The organism is Bradyrhizobium sp. 153 (genome assembly GCF_023073835.1).
Lineage (GTDB): Bacteria > Pseudomonadota > Alphaproteobacteria > Rhizobiales > Xanthobacteraceae > Bradyrhizobium.
The window spans coordinates 1-20,979 of the sequence record NZ_JADPKH010000159.1; the positions used below are offsets into that span (position 1 = coordinate 1).

Annotated in this window: 17 protein-coding genes; 5 read left to right on the forward strand and 12 right to left on the reverse strand. The window is 65.2% G+C overall.

The features are described 5' to 3' along the window. The first annotated feature begins 149 nt into the window (after positions 1 to 149). From IVA91_RS36195 to IVA91_RS36205, 3 genes are all read left to right on the forward strand, one after another. The gene (locus IVA91_RS36195; protein WP_247276129.1) at positions 150 to 926 is read left to right on the forward strand and encodes a phosphatase PAP2 family protein; all 777 of its coding nucleotides are present in this window, start codon (positions 150 to 152) and stop codon (positions 924 to 926) included. A gap of 98 nt (positions 927 to 1,024) precedes the next feature. Further along, positions 1,025 to 2,362, forward strand: a complete 1,338-nt coding sequence (argG, locus tag IVA91_RS36200) for an argininosuccinate synthase (RefSeq protein WP_247276130.1) — start codon at positions 1,025 to 1,027, stop codon at positions 2,360 to 2,362. A gap of 103 nt (positions 2,363 to 2,465) precedes the next feature. After that, positions 2,466 to 4,223 (forward strand): alkaline phosphatase, encoded by a 1,758-nt coding sequence (locus IVA91_RS36205; RefSeq protein ID WP_247276131.1) that lies wholly within the window; start codon positions 2,466 to 2,468, stop codon positions 4,221 to 4,223. Positions 4,224 to 4,289: 66 nt separating this feature from the next. Here the strand turns inward: IVA91_RS36205 and IVA91_RS36210 are convergent, their stop codons facing one another. The 10 genes from IVA91_RS36210 to sdhC all read right to left on the reverse strand — a co-directional run bounded on the left by IVA91_RS36210 (position 4,290) and on the right by sdhC (position 16,238). After that, positions 4,290 to 6,494, reverse strand: coding sequence for an OmpA family protein (locus tag IVA91_RS36210; protein ID WP_247460786.1), 2,205 nt, complete (start codon positions 6,492 to 6,494; stop codon positions 4,290 to 4,292). A 186-nt stretch (positions 6,495 to 6,680) separates the two neighbouring features. Next, the gene (locus tag IVA91_RS36215; protein ID WP_247276133.1) at positions 6,681 to 6,923 is read right to left on the reverse strand and encodes a hypothetical protein; all 243 of its coding nucleotides are present in this window, start codon (positions 6,921 to 6,923) and stop codon (positions 6,681 to 6,683) included. An 84-nt stretch (positions 6,924 to 7,007) separates the two neighbouring features. Next, the gene (locus IVA91_RS36220) at positions 7,008 to 7,394 is read right to left on the reverse strand and encodes a VOC family protein (protein ID WP_247276134.1); all 387 of its coding nucleotides are present in this window, start codon (positions 7,392 to 7,394) and stop codon (positions 7,008 to 7,010) included. Between the two features lie 24 nt (positions 7,395 to 7,418). Further along, positions 7,419 to 8,243: an FkbM family methyltransferase gene (locus IVA91_RS36225; RefSeq protein WP_247276135.1), complete on the reverse strand. Its 825-nt coding sequence runs from the start codon at positions 8,241 to 8,243 to the stop codon at positions 7,419 to 7,421. Between the two features lie 99 nt (positions 8,244 to 8,342). Continuing rightward, positions 8,343 to 10,301 carry an ABC transporter ATP-binding protein/permease gene (locus tag IVA91_RS36230; protein ID WP_247276136.1) on the reverse strand — a complete coding sequence of 653 codons (1,959 nt, stop codon included), beginning with the start codon at positions 10,299 to 10,301 and terminating at the stop codon, positions 8,343 to 8,345. A 53-nt stretch (positions 10,302 to 10,354) separates the two neighbouring features. Continuing rightward, a complete protein-coding gene (locus IVA91_RS36235) occupies positions 10,355 to 12,487 on the reverse strand; it encodes a hybrid sensor histidine kinase/response regulator (RefSeq protein WP_247276137.1) in 2,133 nt (710 codons plus the stop codon). Between the two features lie 186 nt (positions 12,488 to 12,673). After that, positions 12,674 to 13,456 (reverse strand): succinate dehydrogenase iron-sulfur subunit, encoded by a 783-nt coding sequence (locus tag IVA91_RS36240; RefSeq protein WP_247276138.1) that lies wholly within the window; start codon positions 13,454 to 13,456, stop codon positions 12,674 to 12,676. A gap of 131 nt (positions 13,457 to 13,587) precedes the next feature. Continuing rightward, the gene (gene sdhA / locus IVA91_RS36245; protein WP_247449009.1) at positions 13,588 to 15,423 is read right to left on the reverse strand and encodes a succinate dehydrogenase flavoprotein subunit; all 1,836 of its coding nucleotides are present in this window, start codon (positions 15,421 to 15,423) and stop codon (positions 13,588 to 13,590) included. Positions 15,424 to 15,426: 3 nt separating this feature from the next. Then, positions 15,427 to 15,843, reverse strand: coding sequence for a succinate dehydrogenase, hydrophobic membrane anchor protein (sdhD, locus tag IVA91_RS36250; protein ID WP_247276140.1), 417 nt, complete (start codon positions 15,841 to 15,843; stop codon positions 15,427 to 15,429). Next, positions 15,840 to 16,238 carry a succinate dehydrogenase, cytochrome b556 subunit gene (sdhC, locus tag IVA91_RS36255; protein ID WP_247421270.1) on the reverse strand — a complete coding sequence of 133 codons (399 nt, stop codon included), beginning with the start codon at positions 16,236 to 16,238 and terminating at the stop codon, positions 15,840 to 15,842. Before sdhC ends, sdhD begins: the two co-directional genes overlap by 4 nt. A gap of 509 nt (positions 16,239 to 16,747) precedes the next feature. Here sdhC and IVA91_RS36260 point away from each other — a divergent pair. After that, on the forward strand, positions 16,748 to 17,608 hold the full coding sequence (locus IVA91_RS36260) for a sulfite exporter TauE/SafE family protein (protein ID WP_247276142.1): 861 nt from the start codon (positions 16,748 to 16,750) through the stop codon (positions 17,606 to 17,608). Positions 17,609 to 17,751: 143 nt separating this feature from the next. On the opposite strand, the gene IVA91_RS36265 is transcribed toward IVA91_RS36260, so the two are convergent. Further along, positions 17,752 to 18,261, reverse strand: coding sequence for a DUF3658 domain-containing protein (locus tag IVA91_RS36265; RefSeq protein ID WP_247280360.1), 510 nt, complete (start codon positions 18,259 to 18,261; stop codon positions 17,752 to 17,754). 29 nt (positions 18,262 to 18,290) lie between these two features. Then, the gene (locus IVA91_RS36270; protein ID WP_247280359.1) at positions 18,291 to 19,820 is read right to left on the reverse strand and encodes a malonyl-CoA synthase; all 1,530 of its coding nucleotides are present in this window, start codon (positions 19,818 to 19,820) and stop codon (positions 18,291 to 18,293) included. A gap of 86 nt (positions 19,821 to 19,906) precedes the next feature. Here IVA91_RS36270 and IVA91_RS36275 point away from each other — a divergent pair, with 86 nt between their 5' ends. Next, positions 19,907 to 20,668, forward strand: a complete 762-nt coding sequence (locus tag IVA91_RS36275; RefSeq protein WP_247280358.1) for an SDR family NAD(P)-dependent oxidoreductase — start codon at positions 19,907 to 19,909, stop codon at positions 20,666 to 20,668. Positions 20,669 to 20,979: the final 311 nt, after the last annotated feature.

Sequence of the window (20,979 nt, forward strand, 5' to 3'; positions counted from 1 at the left end):
CAGGGTCCACAGCCCCAACAACAGCAGGCCTGAACGAAACGAGAATTGTGTTACCCATGTCGTCGGTTTGAACTGTTACCCATGTCGCCGGTTGCTCAGGACCGCCGTTGGGGTTTTCATCTCCGCCCTGCTCCGCTAAACCGCGCGCCATGAACCGGACCGGACTCTTCATCGCCCTTTCGCTGTGGCTCGTGATCGGCCTTGTCTTCGGCCTCTATCCCGAGCTCGACCTCAAGCTCGCGTCGCTCTTCTTCGACGGCGAAACGAAAACCTTTCCGCTCAAGCTGAATGGCTGGGCCGGCGTCGCGCGTGATGCTGCGATGTGGGTCGCCTGGGCCTTCGTGCTGCCGTCGCTCGTGGCGCTCGTGGTCAAGATGATCAGGCCCGATCGTCCCTTGATGGTATCTGGGCGCGCGATCGTGTTCCTGCTGGTCACGATCATCCTGTCGGCCGGCATTCTGACCAACCTCACCTTCAAGACCTATTGGGGCCGCCCGCGTCCGGTGGTGGTGACCGAGTTCGCCGGCGATCAGCAATTCGTACCGTGGTGGGATCCGCGCGGCGGTTGCGCGCGCAACTGCTCGTTCTTCTCCGGCGAAGGCGCGACGGCATTCTGGACGCTGGCGCCGGCCGCGCTGGCGCCGCCGGCGTGGCGTCCGCTGGCCTATGCTGGAGCCGTGATCTTTGGCGCTGTCACGAGCGGGCTGCGCATGGCCTTCGGCGGGCACTTCTTCACCGATGTCTCGATTGCGGGCCTCGTGACCTTTGTGGTGATCTGGTTCGCCTACGCGCTGATCTACCGCTGGCCGCGGACACGGTTTTCAGATGAGGCGGTCGACGCCGCCCTGACGCGGCTGAACATGCCCGCCTACCGGATCCGCCAGCGCCTGTTCGGGCGCAAGACCGGTCCCGAGCCCTCGGTTTGAGCTATTATATTAAATGCGTGCCCACCCCTGCGAAATTTGATATTCGCGCGGGTCAAACCCGCCCCGACATCAGCCCTTGAGACCCGATTGGAAGCACCATGACCACGATCCTGAAAAGCCTGCCCAAGGGTGAGAAAGTCGGCATTGCTTTTTCGGGCGGCCTCGACACCTCTGCGGCGCTGCTCTGGATGAAGCAGAAGGGCGCACGCTGCTACGCCTACACCGCCAATCTCGGCCAGCCTGATGAAGCCGACTACAACGAGATTCCGCGCAAGGCGATGGAGTTCGGCGCCGAGAAGGCCCGGCTGGTCGATTGCCGCACGCAACTCGTCCACGAAGGCATCGCCGCGATCCAGTCGGGCGCCTTCCATATCTCAACCGGCGGCATCACCTATTTCAACACCACGCCTCTGGGGCGCGCCGTCACCGGCACGATGCTGGTCGCGGCGATGAAGGAGGACGGCGTCAACATCTGGGGCGACGGCTCGACCTTCAAGGGCAACGACATCGAGCGCTTCTACCGCTACGGCCTGCTGACCAATCCGAGCCTGAAGATCTACAAGCCCTGGCTCGACCAGCAGTTCATCGACGAGCTCGGCGGCCGCGCCGAAATGTCGGCGTTCATGACGGCCCAGGGCTTCGCCTACAAGATGAGCGCCGAGAAGGCGTATTCGACCGACAGCAATCTGCTCGGCGCCACGCACGAGGCCAAGGATCTCGAGAGCCTCGACAGCGGCATCAAGATCGTCAACCCGATCATGGGCGTGCCGTTCTGGCGCGACGACTGCGCCGTCAAGGCCGAGAAGGTCGTGGTGCGTTTCGAGGAAGGCCAGCCGGTTGCGCTCAACGGCCAGACCTTCTCTGATGCCGTCGCGCTGTTCCTCGAGGCCAACGCCATCGGCGGCCGCCACGGCCTCGGCATGAGCGACCAGATCGAGAACCGCATCATCGAAGCCAAGAGCCGCGGCATCTATGAGGCGCCCGGCATGGCGCTCTTGCACATCGCCTATGAGCGCCTCGTCACCGGCATCCACAACGAGGACACCATCGAGCAGTACCGCATCAGCGGCATGCGCCTCGGCCGGCTGCTCTATCAGGGCCGCTGGTTCGACTCGCAGGCCCTGATGCTGCGCGAGACCGCGCAGCGCTGGGTCGCGCGCGCCGTCAGCGGCGAAGTCGCGCTGGAGCTGCGCCGCGGCAACGACTACTCGATCCTCAACACCGAGAGCCCCAATCTCACCTACGCGCCCGAGCGGCTCAGCATGGAGAAAGTCGAGGACGCAGCCTTCACGCCGGCCGACCGAATCGGCCAGCTCACCATGCGCAACCTCGACATCGCCGACACGCGCACCAAGCTAAAACTCTACAGCGACACCGGGCTGCTGTCGGGTAGCGAAGGCTCGCAGATCTTCCGGCTGGAGAGCGACAAGGATTGAGCCCTTTGTCGCCCCAATCGGGCGATGCACGACATAATGACGGTGTCATTGACGGCCGCTAGGCTCCTTGCTTCCCCGGAATGGGCAGCGCGGAACATCGAACATGGTCAAGCAGTCGGCCGTCGCCTCTCTCATCGTCCTTCTTTGGACAACGCCAGTGTCGGCGCAGACGATCTATCCGATTGATCGTGCCGAGATCCTGGCCGGAGCTCAATTCGATTTTAAGGTCGAACTCCCCGGGCCGGTTGACCCGGCCAAGTTGAAGGTGACGGTGAACGGCGCAGATTACGCAATCGCGTTCGGCCGCTCCGGGACTTTCGTCGATCGCGAGGACGGCAAGGAACAGTCGGCCCTCGTCCTGCGCGACGTTACACTGACCACGCCCGGCAGCATTGCTGTGGACGTGAGCGACGGCACGCGCCAGCGCAGCGTCACATGGACGGTCTACGACACGGGTCCGCGCAAGGCGAAGAACGTCATCCTGTTCATCGGTGATGGTATGTCGCCGGCCCATCGGGTCGCAGCCCGCATCCTGTCCAAGGGCATTTCGGAGGGCAAAAGCCCCGGCAAGCTCGCCATCGACGACATGCCTCACATGGCACTGGTGGCGACTGCGGGCTCGGACTCGATCATCACGGACTCCGCGAATTCGGCCAGCGCTTATGCGACCGGGCACAAGAGCGCCGTCAACGCTTTGGGCGTCTATGCGGATCGCACCGCAAGCCCGTTTGACGATCCCCGGGTCGAAACGATCACGAGCCTCGCCAGGAGGCGGCTCGACATGGCGATCGGTATCGTCACCAATACCGAGATCGAGGACGCGACGCCGGCGGCGATGCTTGCGCACACCCGCCGGCGCGCCGCCTATGACGAGATCGTCGAGCAATTCTTCGCGGCGAAGCCGGATGTGCTGATGGGCGGCGGCAGCGCAAATTTTCTGCCGAAATCCGCCGCCGGCTCGAAACGCAAGGACGAGACCGATTACATCGCGAAGTTTCGCGATGCAGGCTATCAGGTGGCGACGACCGCGCGTGAGCTCGGCGCTTTCGCGGCCAAGCCGGAGACGGGCAAGCTGCTCGGCCTCTTCGCCACGGGAAACATGGACGGCGCACTGGACCGCAAATTCCTGAAGGGCGGCGGCGTCAGGAAATTCCCCGAGCAGCCCGACCTGACCGAGCAGGTGCAGGCGGCGCTGAAACTCTTGTCGCGGAATGAGGCCGGTTTCTTCCTGATGGTCGAGTCCGGGATGATCGACAAATACGCGCATTTGCTCGACATGGAGCGAGCCGTCTACGACACGATCATGCTCGACAATGCTGTGCGCCAGACACGTGAATGGGCGCATGCGCGTGGCGACGACACCCTCATTCTGGTGGTGGCGGACCACAATCATCCCAACAGCCTCGTCGGTACGGTGAATGATGACATGGGCACTGCGGCCAACGTGCCGCTGCGCGAGCGCGTCGGCGTCTACGAGCAGGCCGGATTTCCCAATTATCCGGCTGCGGATGCGGAGGGCTATCCGGCACGCGTGGACGTGAGCCGGCGGCTCGCCATCTTCTCGGCCAGTCTGCCGGACCATTACGAGACGTTCCGCCCGAAGCTCGACAATCCCAACGAGCCGACCGTGAAGGGTGGCGAGGACGGGACCTTCAAGGCCAACGACAAATACAAGGATGTTCCAGGCGTCGTGCTGCGCCCGGGCAATCTGCCGGCGATGATCGGCGCCAGTGTGCATTCGGGTGAGGACGTCATCCTCACGGCGGCAGGGCCAGGCAACGATGGTGTGCGCGGTTCGATGGACAATACCGAGGTCTTTCGCCTCATGGTCGACGCGCTTGGGCTGGCCGCTCGGCCGTAGCGGCGATGCTGTCCAAACAAAAATGGCCGGGATCGCTCCCGGCCATTTGCGTTCGTATGCTTCGTCTCAGCGCGGCGGCGCGGTGCCGGGCGGGGGCGGCGGCAGCGAGGCCTGGCCGCCATTGAGCAGCGGTGTGATGCGGCGGATGGTGACGCGCCGGTTGATCAGGCTCGGCCCTTGCGTCTGCTCCTTCAGATACTGCTCGCCGTAGCCTTGCGACGTCAGGTTCTCCGCGGGCACACCGAATTGCTGCGTCAGCAATTCGGCCGCCGACTGCGCGCGGCGGTCCGACAGCGATAGATTGTCGACCTCGTTGCCGACCGCGTCAGTATGTCCCTCGATCAGGAACACCTCGCGCGGGTTGCGCTGAATCGCCTGGTTGAGGCCGTCGGCGATCACCTGCAGCCGTGCCGCCTGGTCCGGCGGGATGGTCCACGATCCGGTCTCGAAGTTGATCGTGTTGACGTCGATGCTCGGCATCTGCATGCGAACATTGGGGCTGTAGCGGATCTCGTCGAGCGAGTAACGCCGATCGATCCGCTGCACCGGCGGTGCCTGCATGGTCGCGTAGATCACGTCCGGCGACGCCTCCTGGGCATCGACGATGTAGCGATCATAGGGAATGTTGACCACCGGCGGCGGCACGTCGACATAGAACCCGCCGATCGCGCGCGGATCCCGGTAGCTGTTGTCGATGATGACGATCTCGCGCCCGCCGGGATCCCTGCGGATTCGGCGCAGCAGCGAACCGTCCGCACCGACCACGGTGATCACCTCGCTGCCGTCAGGGCGGACCACGACGGTGCGGGTTTCGCCGCCGACTGTGTCGGTGCGGATGTCGCGGGCGCCGTAGCGGAAGCGATAGAGATCGTTGCCGCGGACATAGGCCTGCCCGCCCGGATCGCGGATGATGATGCGATCCGGCTCGGTATAGACGGTACGGCCGCCTTCGACGACCTCACGCCGCTGGTTGTGGAGGTCGGCGATGGTGGCGCCGATCGCGACGCCGGCCACCACGCCTGCGCCGATCGCGAGCGGCGTCAGGTCACGCTGCGGCGGACGCGGCGGAGGCGGCAATGGTGCTGCTACGGTGGGCGCGGCCCGGAAGGCCGGCGCAACCGTGGGCGGAGCGTATTGCGCCCGGTTCGGCGGTGGTGCTGCGGCTGCCGTGCCAGGGACGACACTTGGTGCCGCGGCACCGGCGGGAGGCGCCGGCGGCCGGGCCGGGGCGCCGGCTTGCGGCGACGCGGGCGGAGCTCCGGCAGCGGGCGCACCCGCAGGCGGCGTACCGCCCTGAGGGCCAGGCGTTGGTGTCGCGCCCGGGGCTGGTGTTGCGCCGGGAGCAGGCGTCGATGCTGCACCGGGACGTCCGGGCAGCGGCGTCGGGGTGCCGGCGCCTGGTGACGGTGTCGCCGTTGGAGCGGGCGTTGCGCCGGGAGCTGGCGATCCTGCAGCCGGTGGCGCGCCCGGGCGTCCCGGCGGCGGCGCACCCGGGCGTCCAGCCGGCGGCGCGCCGGGCGTGCTCCCGGGAGCCGGCGTCGCGGTCGGCGCAGGCGTCGGGGCTGGTGACGCAGTCGGTGCAGGCGCGGCGGTCGGGGCAGGCGCGCCAGGTCGTGCCGGCGGCGCTGCGGGCGAAGGCGAAGGCGCCGCCGTCGGGCGGCCTTGAGGCGCTGCTGCGGGCGGGGCCGGTGGCGTCGGCGCCGGGCGTGCGCCGGACGGTGCCGGAGGCGGCGTATGCGGCTGCGCGGCAGGAGGCGGCGTTGGTGTCGGGCGAGCTGCAGGCGGCGGTGGCGTCGGCGCATGCTGCTGCGGAGCTGCGGCGGGAGGCGGCGTGGGAGCCGGACGTGCTGCAGGCGGTGCCGGAGGGGGCGGTGTCGGCGCATGCTGCTGTGGCGCCGCAGCCGGCGGCGGCGAAGGCTGCTTCGGTGCGGCAGGCGGCGGAGGTGGCGGCGGCGGAGCCGGACGGGCCGCAGGTGGAGGCGGAGGCGGCGCTGTCGGGCGCGGCGGTGCGGCGGCGGGCGGCGGCGCGGCGGGTGGATGGGGCGGTGCAGCCGCGGGCGGCGGTGCGGCCGGGCGCGCGGGCGCTGCAGGCGGCGCGGCCGCTGGCGGTCCCTTCGGAGGCTGCTTCGGTTTTCCGTCAGGGCCAGTCTCTTGTGGCTGGGCCTGCGCGACGACGAGCGGCGGCGCACTTTGCGCATGCGATGCGGAGCTTGCGAATTGCATCGCGGTCAGAGCCGTCGTTGCAAGCAGCACGAGACGAAGGTTGGTCATGGTGGTGAACTTCCCCGGAAGGTTCTTTGACGAAGTGTTGGGATGAACAGCTACGCGTTAGGCCGGAATGTGGCGGGCCAAGCGGTCGGGGCCCGATTTATTTCTGCACGCAAATAACTTCATTATGACGACGTTCATTGCGCATTCAGACGCAGGTTGCAATCGCCCCGCATGTGATCGCTCGCCTCATGTGGGATCTCCCGGCGAACGCGCGTCCGTTGCGGGATTGGGCGTGAGCGGTCCGTTCGGCCCGCGTCGTGGAATCTCTTCGGGAACATGGCCGGGCAATTCATCCGGCCGCGGTGTTTCGCCGGGCTCGCGCATCGGCGGCGTGATGTCGGGCTGCGGATTGCCCGGCGGAATTCCAGGAGGCGGCTCGGTTGGAGTGCCCGGTGTTGTCGGTGGAATCTCTGGCGGCTCGATTGGCATCGGCACCTTCGTGATCAATGGCCCAGAGAACGATAACGATGATGCCGTGCCGATGTTCCCTGTTCGCGGGGTATGGAGCGCGGCTTATTCCGGTGCGTGGCAGACGGCCTCGATGTTGTGCCCGTCGGGATCGAGCACGAAGGCGCCGTAATAGTTCGCATGATAATGCGGGCGGATGCCGGGCGGCCCGTTGTCGCGTCCGCCCGCCGCTATCGCCGCCTTGTAGAACGCGTCCACCGTGGCGCGGTCCTTGGCTGCGATCGCGATGTGCACCGGCTTGTTCATCGCGCCTTCGCCGCCGAACCAGAAATCCGGCTTGCCGTCGGCGCCGAACCCTGCGGCTGCGGCGTGCCCGGTTTGCTCTGCCGTCACTTCCATGATCAGGCTGTAACCGAGCGGCGCCAGCGCCTTGGCGTAGAACGCCTTGGCGCGCTCATAGTCGGAGACCGAGAATCCCATGTGATCCAGCATCGCAACCTCCGTTGTTCGTCCCTGTCAGCGCGACAGGAACGTATTGCTGCGCGTCTTGCGCGCGATGGCAAAGCCGCGCGCCACCATGTCGGCAATACAATCCTGCTGCCATTCGTTTTGTGACAGGTGTTCGATCACCACGGCGCGGGGCCACAGCGATGGCGGCGCGTCGCGGAAGAAGCGGATCAGCACGCGGTCCTCGAAGCCTTCGACATCGATCTTGAGCGAATCGATCTGCGTGACGCCGGCCTCGTCGAGGATACGGGTCAGGCGCAGCGAGGGGACCTTGATCGCATCAGCGCTCGCCGTGCCGGTGACGACGTGCGTGGCACCGAGATTACCGCCGCCGCTCTCGATCATCAGCTCGCCGTCGCTGTCACCGGCAGCGGCCTGCACCAGGCGCACCTGCATCGCGTTCGATGCGGCGTGATTGAACGCGAGCCGCGCAAACGTCGTCGGATGCGGCTCGATCGCCACGACCTTGCCTGTGGTGCCGACCTGCCGCGCCATCACCAGCGCAAACGTGCCGACATTGGCGCCGACGTCGACGAATGTGCCGCCCGCCGGGGTGTGCTCACGCAGGAAATCGAGCTCGTCGAGATTGTAGTCGGGATTGAACAGCGCACCGCGCTCGGTCGCGCTGCCCTGGTGATAGAAGCGGAACGAAGCGCCCTGATATTGCACGTCGACCGGGCCGCCGCGCAGCAGATTGACCAGCCGCGACATCCAGGGCCGGAATGCGCCGCGCTTCAGCCCGGACTGTTGGGCCAGGCGAATGAGAGCGGCCTGCGCCGCGTTCGGCGCAAACGCGCCGAACGGCGCGGACGAAGGGGCGTTGTCGGTCGTCAAGCAGGCGGTCCTTATTGCAAGCGGCGCATGCATAGCCGGTTTTGCGAGGGACTCCAACGCTCGATGCGGGTCATAACGGCCGGGACGGCGCAAAGAGAGTCACGCCGCCTTCTTCGGCGGGGCCATGCGCTGGCGCAGGAAGCGGCCGAGCAGCCTGCGCTTGCCCTTGCGCGGGATTAGTTCGACGTCGCTGACGAGCTTGGCGCCGCCCTTGCGGCGCTCCAGCACAATCTTGCGGCTGTGGAAAGCCTCCAGCTCGGCGCGATGTGCGACGCTGACGATGGTCGCCTTCGGCAGCTCGTCGGTGACCATCTTCATCATCTTGTCCTGGCTCTTCTCGTCGAGCGCGGATGTGGCCTCATCGAGCACGATGATGTCGGGACTGTGCAGCAGCAGCCGCGCAAATGCGAGGCGCTGCTTCTCGCCGCCTGATAGCGTCTGGTCCCATGGCGCCTCCTCCTCGATCTTGTCCTTGAGGTGATCGAGGCCGACCTTGCGCAGGGCCTTGCCGATCTCCTCGATCGTCCAATCGTCAGCGGCGCCGGGATAGGCCACCGCGCGGCGCAACGATCCCGAGGGTACGTAGGGCCGCTGCGGCAGCATGAACAGCCGCCGGTCGGGATGGAAATTGACGCTGCCGCCGCCCCACGGCCATAACCCCGCAATGGCGCGCACCAGCGTGCTCTTGCCGGTGCCGGATTCGCCGGCGACCAGAAGCCGCTCGCCCGGCTCGATCACCACCTCTGTCTCGCCGACCACGGCGGTGCCGTCGTCCAGCGTGACAGAAAGGTCTTTCAACTCCAGCATGGCGTCATTGCTGGTCTCGCCGCGCTTGATGCGGCCAAGCCCATCGCCTTGCTCGGCACGTTCGAGACCATCGAGCGACATCATCAGTGAGGCGATGCGCCGCGCGCAGGCGTTCCAGTCGGCGAGTCGCGGATAATTGTCGACCAGCCAGCCGAACGCGCTCTGCACGATGGTGAAGGCGGAGGCCGCCTGCATGACCTGTCCCAGCGTCATGCTGCCGTCGAGGAATTTTGGCGCACAGAGCAGGAGGGGGACCACGGGCGCGACGAGGCTGGAGCCCTGCGAGACAAGCGTCGTCCGCATGTGCTGTCCGGCCAGGCGCGCCCATTGCCGAAGTACGCTGGTGAAATTGCGGTCGATGCCGTCGCGCTCCTCCTGTTCGCCGCCGAGCAGCGCGATGCTCTCGCCATGTTCGCGCACGCGCGTCAGCGTGTAGCGGAAATCGGCTTCGGCCTGGTTCTTGTCCTCGGAGACCTGCACGAAGCGGCGGCCGATCACCAGGATCGAGCTGGAGGCGATCGCGGCGTAGAGGATCGCGGCGATCACCAGGAAGCCGGGAATGGTGAGGCTTAAGCCGCCGAGCCTGACGGTGAGTGCGCCGCCGATGGTCCAGAGCACGATGATGAAGGTCACGGCCGACAGCAGCGCGGACGTGACGCCGGCGAGGAAATCGACCGGCGAGTCGGTCGCAATGCGCAGATCCTCGGCGATGCGGTATTCGGGATTCTTGTGGTCGCCGCCGACGAGGTTAAGCTGATAATAGCGGCCGTTGGCGAGCCAGCGCGTCAGCACGCTGCTCGTGAGCCAGGCTCGCCAGCGCCGCTGGATGCTCATCCGCGCGAACACCTGGGCGACGCCGAGCACGATGCTGCCGATTGCGAGCGGGAAGAACAGCGCCGTGAGATGGAAGACGCTCGTCGCATCGCGCTTCTCGATGGCGTCGAAGATCGCGCGATTCCAGACGTTGATGCCGTATTGGAAGCCGACGGTCAGGACGATCAGCATGCCGAGGCCGATCGAGAACGGCCAGGCCATGGGATCGCCGTTACGGCCCCAGAAGCCGCGCGCGCTGATCCAGAAGCGCGTCAGCAGATAGTCCTTGCGGGCCTGCTCGGCTTCTTCGGGCGACAGTTCGGGGTCCGGTTCGAGCAGTTCGGGCGGCGGCGGCGCCACGTCATCGCCGTTCTCGCCTTTGATCTCGACAATGGACGGATTCTTGCCCTGTTCGCGTTTCGTGGCCGGCTTGTGCATGGGCGGACAACGCAAAGGAAATCAAACGGTTCCCTTGGGTTCCGAGCGCCGGTTCATTCGGCGGCGCCGTCCCGGACGCGCCGCAGCCGGGCGGTCCGGTGGAGCACGCGCGACAATTCTTCGATCGAATAGGGCTTCTGCACGAGATCGAACTCGGCGGCGCCATCCTGGGATAGAGCCTGGCTGTAGCCCGTGGTCAGCACGACCGGCACGCAGATGCCACGGTCGCGGACCGCCTGCGCCAGGTCGAGCCCGGTCATCCCAGGCATCACCACGTCCGAGAACACGACGTCGAAACGATCGGCGTCCACGACGAGCTCGGCAAGCGCATCGGTCGCATTGTCGACCAGCGTGATGCTGTAACCGAGCTCGGTCAGCCCGTCGGCGGCAAAATTGGCGAGCTCGATGTTGTCCTCGACCACCAGCACCGACATGCCGCTGCCGGCCACCGCCGGCGCCGTGCTCGGCGCCTGCCGCTGCGGCCGCAGCTCCAGCGGCACGCGCGGCAGATAGAGCGAGAAGGTGCTGCCTTGTCCCACCTCGCTCGTGACCGTCACCTCGCCGCCGGATTGCCGGGCGAAACCGAACACCTGGGACAGGCCGAGACCGGTGCCGTGGCCGACCTGCTTGGTGGTGAAGAACGGCTCGAAGATGCGCCCGAGCCGCGCCGCAGGAATGCCGATCCCGGTGTCGCGGACGGTGACGCTTATGTAGCCATGGGCGCCGGGGGCCAGCGTATCCGGAATGGTCGTCGCGGCCTCGACCTCGAAGGTGATCCTGCCCTTTCCCTGCATGGCATCGCGCGCATTGGTCGCCATGTTGATCAGCGCCGTCTCGAACTGGCCGGCATCGGCGTTGACGAGGCAGGGTTCGGCCGGCAGCCGCGTGACGATCTCGATGGCGGGCCCGAGCAGCGTTGCCAGCATGTCATGCAGCGACTGCATCCGCTGTCCGACATCAAACACTTCCGGCTTCAGGGTCTGGCGCCGCGCGAAGGCGAGGAGCTGCGAGGTCAGCTTGGCGGCGCGCGCAACTGCGTCCGCGATGGCCGTGATGTAGCGCTGCCGCCGCTCCTCGGTCAGTTGCGGGCGATTCAGCAGGTCGACCGAGGCGCGGATCACCGTCAGCAGATTGTTGAAGTCGTGCGCGACGCCGCCGGTGAGCTGCCCGAGCGCCTCCAGGCGCTGACTGTGCTTGAGCGCGTCCTCGGCTTCTCGCCGCGCTGCGGCCTCGGCCTGGAGATGCTGGGTGCGGCGGAACGCGAAGGCGAGCAGCAGGAAGAGCAGCGCCGTCGCGGGAATGCCGAACACCAGATGCTGGCCCATGGTGGCGAACCAGCGTGCCCGGATGGCCGAGCTTTCGAGCCCGGCGCTGACATAGATCGGATATTCGGCGATGCGCCGGTAGCCGATGCGGCGCTCAATCCCGTCCAACGGCCAGGCGATGGTCATGAGGCCGTGCTCGGGGCTTGTCGCGATCTTTTGGCCAACCGGGCCACCCGGATCGAGCCGCAGGTCGTGGTCGAGCCGCGGGAAATGCGCGAGCAGTGCGCCGTCCGTGCGTCCCATTGCGAAGAAGCTGCCGGGATCGGAGCCGATCCTGGCATAAAAGCTCTCGAAATATTCCGGCAGGACCGAGGCCTGGATCACGCCGATGAAGCGGCCGTCATCGGCATCGCGGCGCCGGCTCACGCCGAAGAAGCGGGCGCCCTGATAGGGCGGGCGTGGCGTCAGCGCCGTGCCGATGAAGGTGCCGATGCTCTGGTCGACGTGGGCATAGAAGTAGTCGCGGTCCGCAAAGCTCAGCTCCGGCGGCGGCGAGACGAGGCTGTTGACCAGCGCTTTTCCGTCCGCATCGAAGATCCAGGCCGATTTCAGCTGCGGCAGCGAATCGGTCAGCCGCTTCAGGCGACGGTGCAAAGCCGGTTCGCGCGCGCGGATGGTTTCGTCGGAAAGGCTGCGCACGACCTCGTTGAGCTCGGCAAGGCTGCGGTCGATGGTTTCAAATACCTTGAGCGCATGCTCATGCGCGACGTCGAGGGTGCGCTCGATCTCGCGGTCGGCGATGTCATTCGTCGATGTGTAGGAGATCGTGGCGGCGATGGCGAACAGCGCAATCGGCAGCGCCAGGGATGCCGCCATCATCCACTGCAACAGTTTCAGCGAATTGCGTTGCGCCCTCTGCACAGTCGCTCCGTCCCTGGCCGGAGCTTAACTGAATCACGCGCAGGGAAGGAAGCAGCTTCTGCTGGAACCTTTGGTTGTGGACCGAAAATTTGCGCGCGCAGCGGGCTGAAGAAAATTCTCCTCGAATTGCGTGCGATCGCAGCATACCCCGGCCAGCCCGGCCGGGGCGGGACCATCAATTTCGACTCAGATCTGGCGCTCGACCATCTTGAGCTTGAGCTCGGCGATGGCTTCCGCGGGGTTCAGGCCCTTCGGGCAGGCCTTGGCGCAGTTCATGATGGTGTGGCAGCGATAGAGGCGGAATGGATCCTCGAGATTGTCGAGCCGCTCGCCGGTCGCTTCATCGCGCGAATCGGACACCCAGCGGTTGGCCTGAAGCAGCGCGGCGGGGCCGAGATAGCGCTCGCTGTTCCACCAATAGCTCGGGCAGGAGGTCGAGCAGCAGGCACACAGGATGCACTCGTAGAGGCCGTCAAGCTTCTCGCGATCCTCGTGGCTCTGGCGCCATTCCTTCTGCGGCGTCGGCGAGGTCGTCTTCAGCCACGGCTCGACCGAGGCGTACTGCGCGTAGAAATTGGTGAGGTCGGGAACGAGGTCCTTGACGACCGGCTGATGCGGCAGCGGGTTGATCTTCACCGCGCCGTCCTTCACGTCGTGCATCGAGCGGGTGCAGGCCAGCGTGTTCTGGCCGTCGATGTTCATGGCGCAGGAGCCGCAGACGCCTTCGCGGCAGGAGCGGCGGAAGGTCAGCGACGGATCGATGTGGTTCTTGATCCAGATCAGGCCGTCCAGCACCATCGGACCGCAATCATTGGTGTCGACGTAATAGGTGTCGACGCTCGGATTCTTGCCGTCGTCCGGATTCCAGCGATAGACCCTGAACTCGCGGAGCTCGGTGGCCCCCGCGGGCTTCGGCCAGGTCTTGCCGCCAGTGATCTTGGAGTTCTTCGGAAGTGCGAATTCAACCATAAGTCCTGCCTCTGGTTTCTTCCGTCATGCGCGGGCTCGACCCGCGCATCCATCTTTAAAGGATGGATCGCCGGGTCATCAGGTTTGAAGACGACGCTTCGCGCCTTTTGCCCGGCAATGACAAGCAATGATCAATACACGCGCGCCTTCGGCGGGATGTACTGCACGTCGTTGGTCATGGTGTAGTTGTGAACGGGGCGGTACTCGATCTTGACCTTGCCGGATTCGTCCAGCCAGGCCAGCGTGTGCTTCATCCAGTTCTTGTCGTCGCGTTCGGAGAAATCCTCGCGCGCATGAGCGCCGCGGCTCTCGGTGCGGTTGGCGGCCGAGTTCATCGTCACCACCGCCTGCGAGATCAGATTGTCGAATTCGAGCGTCTCGACGAGGTCCGAATTCCACACCAGCGAGCGGTCGGACACCGCGATGTCGGTGATGCCGCTGTGGACCTTCTGGATCAGGTTCTGGCCTTCGCTCAACACCTCGCCGGTGCGGAACACCGCGCAATTGTTCTGCATCACGTGCTGCATGCCTTCACGCAGCTTCGCCGTCGGCGTACCGCCGGAGGCGTAGCGGTAATGATCGAGCCGGCCGAGCGCGAGGTCAGCCGAGTTCGCCGGCAGCTCGGGCTGCTTGGCGTTGGGCGTGAGCTTCTCGGCGAGGCGGAGCGCCGCGGCGCGGCCAAACACGACGAGATCGATCAGCGAGTTGGAGCCGAGGCGGTTGGCGCCGTGCACGGAGACGCAGGCGGCTTCACCGATCGCCATCAGGCCCGGGATGATGGCGTTGTCATCGCCATCCTTCTTGGTCAGCACCTCGCCGTGATAGTTCGTGGGGATGCCGCCCATGTTGTAGTGCACGGTCGGCACGATCGGGATCGGCTCGCGCGTCACGTCGACATTGGCGAAGATCTTCGCGGATTCGGAGATGCCCGGCAGCCGTTCGGCCAGCACCGCGGGATCGAGATGGTCGAGGTGCAGGAAGATGTGGTCCTTCTTCTTGCCGACGCCGCGCCCTTCGCGGATCTCGATGGTCATTGCGCGCGAGACGACGTCACGTGAGGCGAGATCCTTGGCCGACGGCGCATAGCGCTCCATGAAGCGCTCGCCCTCGAAGTTAACGAGATAGCCGCCTTCGCCGCGCGCGCCCTCAGTGACGAGACAGCCCGATCCGTAGATGCCGGTCGGGTGGAATTGGACGAACTCCATGTCCTGCATCGGCAGGCCGGCGCGCAGCACCATGCCGCCGCCATCGCCGGTGCAGGTATGCGCCGAGGTGCAGGAGGCATAGGCGCGGCCATAGCCGCCGGTGGCCAGGATCGTGGTCTGGGCGCGGAAGCGGTGCAGCGTGCCGTCGTCGAGCTTGAGCGCGATGACGCCGCGGCAGGTGCCCTGGTCGTCCATGATCAGGTCGATGGCGAAGAACTCGATGAAGAACTCGGCCGCGTGGCGCAGCGACTGGCCGTACATCGTGTGGAGCATGGCGTGGCCGGTGCGGTCGGCGGCGGCGCAGGTGCGCTGCGCCTGGGCCTTGCCGAACTCGGTCGTCATGCCGCCGAACGGGCGCTGGTAGATCTTGCCGTCCTCGGTGCGTGAGAACGGCACGCCCCAATGCTCGAGCTCGTAGACCGCTTCGGGCGCGTTGCGCACCATGTATTCGATCGCGTCCTGGTCACCGAGCCAATCCGACCCCTTGACGGTGTCGTACATGTGCCAGCGCCAGTCGTCCTTGTGCATGTTGCCGAGCGAGGCGGAGATGCCGCCCTGCGCAGCGACCGTGTGCGAGCGGGTGGGAAACACTTTTGTGATGCAGGCGGTGCGCAGGCCGGCTTCGCTGCAGCCGACCACGGCGCGCAGGCCCGCGCCGCCGGCGCCGACCACGACGACGTCATAGGTGTGGTCTTCGATCGGATAGGCTTTGCCGTTGGTGGCGGGAGCGCCCTTGCCCGAGCCATTCGTTGTGGTGGCCATGGGTTACACTCCGGATGACAGTTTCAGGATCGCGTAGGTCGAGGCGAGCGCCACGGCGACCGAGAAGAAGTTGTTGAGCATGATGGCGGTGAGCTTCAGCTTCTCGTTATGGACGTAGTCCTCGATCACCACCTGCATGCCGATCTTCATGTGCCAGGCGCTGGCGATGATGAAGAGGAGCAGGATCACCGCGACAGGAATGGAGCTGAGAATCTGCGCAGCGCCGACCTGGTTGCGGCCGAGCAGCATCATGATGATCACCAGCACCGGGATCATCAGCAGCGTCATCGCGACGCCGGTGATGCGCTGGCGCCAGAAATCGGACGTGCCCGAATGCGCGGCGCCGAGATTGCGGACGCGGCCAAGCGGGGTGCGCATCGAGGGACGCTGCGGCGAGCCGTGGGATTCGTCAAAACTCATCGGCCGCCTCCAATCGCATAGGCGATGATCCAGATCAGCACCGTGAGAGCGATGCCGCCGATCAGGGCGCCCCAGGTCAGCGCTTCCCGCTCATTGGCCTTGAAGCCGTAGCCGAGGTCCCACACGAAATGCCGGATGCCGCTGAGCATATGATGCATCAGCGCCCAGGTGTAGCCGAACACGATCAGCCGGCCGATGATGCTGCCGGCGAAGGCCTGGACATGGCCGTAGGCGGCCGGACCGGAGGCTGCGGCAACCAGCCACCAGACCAGCAGCAGGGTTCCGACATAGAGGGCGATACCGGTGCCGCGATGGACGATGGACAGCGCCATCGTCAGCGTCCAGCGGTAGACTTGCATGTGTGGCGAGAGCGGTCGTTCGATCCGTGCGGTCATGGGCTTTGATGTTTATTGCGGCCCAACAGAAGGGCGCGTGGGGATCGGAAAGGTCGGCTCTATTTACGGAGTCGATTTCGCCTGCGCAATCACCAAATGGCCATAAATCGAACGCGAGTTCAGCTCTAGAGCCTTGATGAAACAAGGCCAATCAGAGGCTTGGTATACCAGAGCGAAGGCCTACCAACGAAACATCGGATCTTCGTTCATCCTTTGCGGGCGTCGGCGCGGTCCATTGAAATCACTGTTGGAACGCCTCTAAGCGATGCTGGTTTGAATCGCGCTCGAGCCAGCCAGTTCATGACGCCGGAAGCACCTCGGGCGAACCACAAGGCATGTCCAATTCTGCCGTGCGCACCGACTTTCCGCGCGATGGCGGATATGCGCGTCCTGCATCCCACCCGAGGCGGCAGGCGCGGCGTGTCGACCGGACAAATCAGATCTTCTACAGCTGGGCCAGCAGCCGATCCGAGCGGAGGTTTCGGGGTCGATGCCGGAGCAGGTCAGGGGTGATTGCAGGTCTTGATATCAAGGAGATCATCGAGCTCGTGCTGTTGCTGATTGCAACCGGCGCACTCTCGGGATTCCTGGCCGGCGTGTTCGGCATCGGCGGCGGCGCGATCCTCGTGCCGGTGCTCTACGAATGCTTCCGCATCGTCGGCGTGCCGCTAGAGGTGCGGATGCCGCTCTGCATCGGCACCTCGCTAGCGATCATCATCCCGACCTCGCTTCGCTCGTTCCAGGCGCATTACCGGCGCGGCGCGGTCGACATGGCGATCCTGCGCCTCTGGTGGCTGCCAATCGTCATTGGCGTCGTCGCCGGCAGCGTGGTGGCGCGCTACGCGCCGGAGCGGCTGTTCAAGATCGTGTTCGTCTGCGTCGCCTACGCCGCTGCGGCGAGGCTCGTCTTCGCGCGCGAGAGCTGGAAGCTCGGCGGCGATCTGCCGAAGGGCGGGTTGATGCGGGTCTACGGCTTCTGCGTCGGCATCCTCTCGACGCTGATGGGCATCGGCGGCGGCCTGTTCTCCAACCTGCTGATGACGTTCTACGGCCGTCCGATCCATCAGGCGGTCGCGACCTCATCGGCGCTCGCCGTGCTGATCTCGATCCCCGGCGCGCTCGGCTACGTCTATGCTGGCTGGCCGGCCGCGGCGACCTATCCGGCCATCGTAGCGCTGCAAGTTCCGTTCGCGCTCGGCTACGTCTCGCTGATCGGCGCCGCGCTGGTGATGCCGATGAGCCTCGTCACCGCGCCGCTTGGTGTAAGAGCCGCCCATGCGATGTCGAAGCGAACGCTGGAAGTCGCGTTCGGCTGCTATCTGTTCATCGTGGGCAGCCGGTTTGTGCTGAGCCTGTTGGGCGGACAGTAGCTACACACTCCCGCATTGCGAGCGAAGCAATCCAGAATCTTTCAACAATCGCAGTCTGGATTGCTTCGTCGCAAGGGCTCCTCGCAATGACGGGGTTGAGAGCGTACGCTACACCAAGTGAACGGACTGAGCCCCGATCTGGCCTAATCGGCGGTCTCGTCCTTCAATCGTACTTCGCTGTGGCGCCACATTCGGAGATCGCCGATACCTTCGATGCGATCGGAGGCGGAAAGCGCCTTCAATCGCGCAGCAACCATTTCGTCGTCGATCGACAATCCAAGTTCCTTGCAGCGATTCACCACAAGCCACGCCATCATGGCGGTCTTCCGCCAAGTCCGCTCCATGACCGAAAAAATGATCTCGTCGAAACGCTGCTCGGTCACTGACGGCGGAAGCTGGACATCATTCCATGTGAGCTCACTGGTGACCGTCGGCTCCTCTAAATCGGCCAATGGCGGCTCCAGATCCGGATGCTGCTCGTAAATCGGCAGGAGCAGCTTGTCCTCCAGAGCGCCGACGATAGCGTTAAGCCAGTCTCCGAGCTCGATCCGCTCGGTCTTGCCAAGTGCTGCAATCGCCATTCGAGCCCGGTCGAGGGCTTCGCAAGCATCAAGAAGATGATCGTTGATCCGGACGGCCCGCTCTCGGTTCATGCGTCCCCCATCCCGGAGCGATTGAGCCCCTATTTCTTCGCGTAGATATCCTTATACGTCTCGCGCAAAATGTTCTTTTGCACCTTGCCCATGGTGTTGCGTGGCAGCTCGTCGACGACGAAGACGCGTTTGGGCATCTTGAATTTGGCGAGTCGCCCTTCCAGGCCCTTCAGCACGGTCGCCTCATCGATGCTCGCGCCGGGCTGGCGCACCAGCACCGCGGTGACGCCCTCGCCGAAGTCGGCGTGCGGCACGCCGATCACGGCGGATTCGACCACGCCGGGCATGGCGTCGATCTCGCTCTCGATTTCCTTCGGATAGACGTTGAAGCCGCCGGAGATAACGAGGTCCTTGCCGCGGCCGAGGATGTGGACGTAGCCCTTGGCGTCGATCTTACCGAGATCGCCGGTGATGAAGAAGCCGTCGGGCCGGAATTCCGCCTTGGTCTTCTCCGGCATACGCCAATAGCCCTTGAAGACGTTCGGGCCCTTCACCTCGATCATGCCGACTTCGTCGCGCGGCAGCTCTTTCCCTGTCTCGGGATCGGTCACGCGCAACGAGACGCCGGGCAGCGGGAAGCCGACCGCGCCGGGCACGCGCTCGCCGTCATAGGGGTTCGACGTGTTCATGTTGGTCTCGGTCATGCCGTAGCGCTCGAGCACCGCGTGGCCGGTGCGGGCCGACCATTCGCGATGAGTCTCGGCCAGCAGTGGCGCGGAGCCCGAGATGAACAGCCGCATGTGCTTGGTCGTTTCGTGCGACAGCGCGGGGTTCTGCAGAAGCCGTGTGTAGAAGGTTGGAACGCCCATGAGCACTGTGGCGCGCGCCATCAGCTTGATGATCAGATCCGGATCGAGCTTCGGCAGAAAGATCATCGACGCCCGCGCGAACAGCGTCACGTTGGTCGCGACGAACAGGCCGTGGGTGTGGTAGATCGGCAGCGCGTGGATCAAGACGTCCTTGTCCGTGAAGCGCCAGTAATCGACGAGGCTGAGCGAATTCGACGCCAGATTGTCGTGGGTGAGCATCGCGCCCTTGGAGCGGCCCGTGGTGCCGGACGTGTAGAGGATCGCGGCGAGGTCGCCGTTTTCGCGCGGCACCGTCGTAAACTCGCTGCTCGCCTTGGCGGCGGCATCCGTCAGCGAGCCCCTGCCGTCAGGCCCGAGCGTCTCGACCCCGGCTTTCACCTTGGCAGCGATCGGGGCGAGGCCCTCGGCCTTGGAGGGATCGCAGACCACCAGCGACGGCTCGGCATCGCCGATGAAGTAGTCGAGCTCGTTCAGCGTATAGGCAGTATTCAGCGGCAGATAGACCGCGCCGGCCCGCACGGTGGCAAGATACAGCACGATATTGGCGACCGATTTCTCCACCTGCACCGCGACGCGATCGCCGGGCTTCACGCCGCGTGCGACCAGCACATTCGCCATCTGCCCCGCGCGCGCGATCAGATCGCCATAGCTGATATGGGCGCCGTCATGCGTCTCGATCGCGAGGCGTTTGGGATCGGAAAGGCCGTCGAACAGGCGGGAAAACAGGTTGGCGTTGGCAGCTTGGTTCATGCAACATTCCTCGCCGGCAAAGGCCGGTCAAAACCGAGGGCTGGATTAGCAAAAACCGCCCCGCAGAAGCAACGGAGACAGTTGGCATGACAAGAAACGGGAAACGCGTGGCCTGGGTCACCGGCGGCGGCAGCGGCATCGGGGAGGCCGGCGCCGAGGCGCTCGCGGCCGATGGCTGGACGGTGGTGGTCTCGGGCCGGCGCCAGCCAGCCCTGGATGCCGTGGTCGCGAAGATCACGGGAGCGGGTGGGACGGCCGAGGCCATTGTGTTGGACGTGTCCAACGCCACGGAAGCCCAGAAGACGGCCGATCAGATCGTCGCCAGATATGACCGGATCGATCTGCTGGTGAACAATGCCGGCATCAATGTCCCCAAGCGCAGTTGGAAGGATATGGAACTGGAAGGCTGGGACAGACTGGTCCAAGTCAATCTCAACGGCGTGCTCTATTGCATGCGCGCGGTGCTGCCGACGATGCGCAAGCAGCAGGACGGCGCGATCATCAACGTCTCGTCCTGGGCCGGCCGCCATGTCTCGAAGATGCCGGGCCCGGCCTATACCACAACCAAGCATGCGGTGCTGGCGCTGACCCATTCCTTCAACATGGACGAATGCGTCAACGGCCTGCGCGCCTGCTGCCTGATGCCGGGCGAGGTGGCGACGCCGATCCTGAAACTGCGCCCGGTGGTGCCGAGCGAGGAGGAGCAGGCCAGGATGCTGCAATCCGAAGATCTCGGCCGCACCATCGCCTTCATCGCAAGCATGCCGGCCAGAGTCTGCATCAACGAAGTGTTGATCAGCCCCACGCATAATCGCGGCTTCATCCAGACGCCGCAGAGCAGGGATTGATTGTCGGCCTGTAGCCCGGATGGAGGCACACTGCCGTAGGGTGGACAAAGGCGCGAAGCGCCGTGCCCACCATCTCTCCGCATTTGAGGAAGCGCAGGGTGGGCACGCTGCGCTTTGCTCACCCTACAGGACCGTCCGCTTTGCACCCTCTCGCGCGCCCCCACACGTAATCCCTTCCCCATAGTTTCACGCATCACAAAGAGTTTTGACCCGAAACCGCAGCGCAAGCCCTCCCGTAATTCGGTCCAACGACGGCACTGCTGCATCACCCCACACTGTCGCAGCCGCCGTTGTTGCCAGCTCAACGCCGG